The organism is Bacteroidota bacterium, assembly GCA_030706565.1.
Lineage (GTDB): Bacteria > Bacteroidota > Bacteroidia > Bacteroidales > JAUZOH01 > JAUZOH01.
Window position 1 is genome coordinate 1 of sequence record JAUZOH010000362.1, and the last position, 3,811, is coordinate 3,811.

5 protein-coding genes are annotated in these 3,811 nt (G+C 37.6%); all 5 read right to left on the reverse strand.

Translation table 11 applies throughout. The features are described 5' to 3' along the window. Nucleotides 1–844: carboxylating nicotinate-nucleotide diphosphorylase (nadC, locus tag Q8907_14090; GenBank protein MDP4275401.1), on the reverse strand; the 844-nt coding region annotated here is incomplete at its 3' end. Beyond that, on the reverse strand, nt 841–1,254 hold the full coding sequence (locus Q8907_14095) for a DUF4783 domain-containing protein (protein MDP4275402.1): 414 nt from the start codon (nt 1,252–1,254) through the stop codon (nt 841–843). The genes nadC and Q8907_14095, both read right to left, overlap by 4 nt. A 185-nt stretch (nt 1,255–1,439) precedes the next feature. Next, nucleotides 1,440–2,519, reverse strand: coding sequence for a cellulase family glycosylhydrolase (locus Q8907_14100; protein MDP4275403.1), 1,080 nt, complete (start codon nt 2,517–2,519; stop codon nt 1,440–1,442). A 30-nt stretch (nt 2,520–2,549) separates the two neighbouring features. Next, a complete protein-coding gene (locus Q8907_14105) occupies nt 2,550–3,311 on the reverse strand; it encodes a glycerophosphodiester phosphodiesterase family protein (GenBank protein ID MDP4275404.1) in 762 nt (253 codons plus the stop codon). Between the two features lie 47 nt (nt 3,312–3,358). Beyond that, a partial coding sequence (locus Q8907_14110; protein ID MDP4275405.1) for a CocE/NonD family hydrolase C-terminal non-catalytic domain-containing protein occupies nt 3,359–3,811 on the reverse strand: 453 nt, incomplete at its 5' end.

Sequence of the window (3,811 nt, forward strand, 5' to 3'; positions counted from 1 at the left end):
AAAATGCTTTCAATCTCATATCCAGACTTTCAATATCATGGGTCAGGGCACCTACAGAAACAAAATCAACCCCGCACTCTGCATAATCCCGGATTGTATCCAGGGTAATCATGCCTGAAGATTCTGTTTCATAACAGCCATTAATAAGGGAAACGGCTTTACGGGTATTTTCTATGCTAAAGTTATCCAACAGAATCCTATCTATATGACCCACTTCTATAATCTTTTCCACATCCTGAATTGTGCGGGCTTCAATTTCAATTTTCAGATTTTTATTCTTTGCCTTCAGATATTCGTTTGTCTTGTTGATTGCCTGCTCAATTCCCCCGGCAAAGTCAATATGATTATCTTTAATCAGTATCATATCATAAAGTCCGATTCGGTGGTTTTGGGCTCCGCCAATTTTAACAGCTGCTTTTTCCAGCAGACGCATGCCCGGTGTAGTCTTACGGGTATCAAGGACTTTCGTTTTCAATCCCTTTAATTTGCTGACATATCTGCTAGTTTTTGTGGCAATTCCGCTCATCCGTTGCATAATATTGAGAACAAGGCGTTCAGCCAAAAGCAAGGATTGTACTTTACCTTCAACTTCCAAAACGATATCGCCTTTTTTTACTTCACTACCATCGGGCAGAAATAACCTCAACTTAATATCCTTATCAATTTTCTGGAAAACTCTGAGGGCAACTTCAACCCCGGCAAGGATTCCGTTCTGTTTGATGATCAGATGCATCCGGCCTTTTTCTGAGGCAGGTATACAGGACAAGGAAGTATGATCTCCGTCGCCTACATCTTCTTTGATAGCATTTTCAATAAACTGGTCTAAATACTCTTCAATTGTCATTTTTCTTCGGGTTCTATTCTAAGTTGATGAATTAATGGATTACCTTCCCTTTCCTTTAAAAGAAAGTAAACCCTAAATATTCCATTTGTTGTTATAAGATTACCAATTGCATATTTTGAACCTTCCTTCCCTCCTTCGTGCAGAATAATAAAATTACGGGGGGGATATTTGGCAAAAAATTCTTTAATAAGCTGTTCAGCATGTGCCCTACTGTATATATTCTCATCATCAAGCACTGACATCTCAATATTTGAGTTGAAATAGACGGCCAGTTCTTTTGCGTTCCCTGATTTAAAAGCTGAAATAATTCCTGCCGGAATCTCCTTCATCAGCGGTTTTGCTTCAGCTTCGCTAAACAGGACTACAGAAAAAAAAGCTAAAATAGAACAGGTAAAGTTTAATTTCTTCATTACATTACCGGTTTTAACAGACAAAATACCTAAATAATTTGCCCAATTTTCCCAGGCAAAGGTAAAATATTACTGCAAAAATTACGCCAAAAAAATAATATCCTTTGTATTTTACTTATTAACAATACAAAGGATATATTCAAATCTTTCTTACTTACAAAATAAATTTTCCGGAGAAAATAAAACTATTTTGCCTTCTTCCCAGTCAATGACCGGATAATTTTAATTTCTTCTACCTTATAAGGTGTTCCGTCTTTGCGGAAAATATCGTGAAACCACAATTGTGGCTCCGATCCATCAGGAATAGGCGTATCCCAGGCATAAATGGTATTTGTTTTCCCTGAAACCAACCCCCAGTTTATTGCAGCAATATTTTCGGCTTTTAACATCGGCATGATGGTGGAGAACAAACTTTTGTTTCGACGAGCCATATATTCAGTACAAAGCAATGGCCGGCCATATTTCCTGAGGCTGTCAATGCAAGCCTTGTGATTCTTCACATCTTCATAATCATGATAAGTAATCACATCATCATTCTCTAATTGGAATTTACACAGATCCTTTAGTTTATTATTCCAAAGCCCGGCTGATAAAGGCTGTGATGGATTGACTTCCCTTCCCCACATAAAGACATTTTTCAACAAAGGCAAGGACTGGTTTCCTTTACCCGAATTGCCGGGTTCATTGTACAAGTCCCAAAGCACAATACGTTTATCTTTATTAAAACTTGTGAGAATATCTTTGACATATCTTTTCAACAAAGGATAAATGGCCGTATCCTTTTCCAGGTAACCAGGATCTTGCACCCAGCCGGAATTATGTATTCCCGGTTTAGGATCAGGTTGTTTCCCGGCATGGTAACCAGCATTCCAGCAATCATCGAAGATGCAGAATATTGTAGATATACCGTGTTTATGGGCAATAGTCAGGTAAGTATTCATCCTTTCTTTAAATCCGGAAGGATCAATTTCCCAAGCCAGATGATGTAAATAAACTCTCATTACATTCATTCCTATAGACTGGGCATATCCCAACTCCCTATCGATAGTTGCCGGGTCAAATGTTTCTTTTTGCCACATTTCCAACTGGTTTATGGCGCTGCTTGGAATAAAATCGCAACCCCGCAACCAGCCCCATTGTTTATACCATTCATTTGCCCTGGCGTTGGTCCATCGTTTGCCCATGACCGGATTTCCCTTCGCCTGAATTGGAGCTATATTCAGCAAAGAAAAACCTACCAATAAAGCTAAAAATATTCGTTTCATCATAAAACTTTTAAAAGTGATTTTTTGTGCTTATTGATTTAAAAGTGCCTTCAGAACCAAGGGTTTATTGGTGGTGATGAAATCAACATTGTTGTCTATCATCTCCTGCATTCCCTTTTTGCTGTCAACGGTCCATACATTAACGGTTAAGCCCAATTTTTTTGCATCGGCAATCCAGTTTATATTTTTTTGAAGAACTTTTAAATTATAATCAATACCTGTAAAACCTAATTCCTTTATCTTTTCAGGATCCAAATCACCTTTTAAATAAGATATTTTAGCTTTAGGATTGAGCCGGTGTAATTCCTGACAAATATTTAAACTAAAAGAAATATATTCCACCTGAGATTCTACTTTCATTTTAGCAACCATATTTAATATGGCCGAAACCGCCTTATTTTCTTTTTCAGCAGTGCTGTGCGGCTTTATTTCCAATATAAATTGAGTACCCTTATTTTTTTTACCTTGGGTTAAATACTCCTTCAAAGTTGGAAGTTTTTCACCATTTGAAAGTTTAATATTTTTCAATTTACTGTAAGGAGTAGCTTCAATCAGCATACTATCCACGCTAGCATCATGGTGCACCACAAGGACATCATCTGAAGTTTGAATGACGTCAAATTCTGAACCATAAACCCCAATTTTATGGGAATTATTAAGCGATGCTATGGAATTTTGCGCTGCACCTTCACAATCCCAATAACCTCTGTGGGCAATCACCCTGGGTTGTGCAACAACATTTGCAACAAAGAATAAAGAAAGGAAAAATGTGTAATAAAAAATTTTTATCATATTCATAGTTATGCAATTTTTTAAAAAATATCACAGTTTAAAAATAACTAAAATTTATTATTTAAAACGGGAAGAATAATTTTTGAAGCCAAATTCCCCTGATGAAAAACCTTTATGGTTGATTTTACGAAATCCGCAGCATTGCAATGGTAAATATCCACAAATTGTTGGGGGTTCATATCCACAAGGGGGAACCATGAACTCTGAACCTGAACCATCAGGCGATGCCCTTTTTTAAAGGTATGGGCAATGTCATTCAACTGAAAGGACACAGTGGCAGGCAGATTAGGGGCAAAAGCTTTTGGGGTCTCGAAACTATCCCGAAACCTGCCCCTCATAACATCTCCCCTCACCAGCATTTGGTAACCGCCCATAACATAAACATCATCCCCTTTCTTGGCAGTATTATAGGAGAAATCATCAGGGAAAACATCAATCAGTTTTACGACAAAATCAGCATCAGTGGTGGATATGGCCACTTTCAGATCAGCAATCAATTC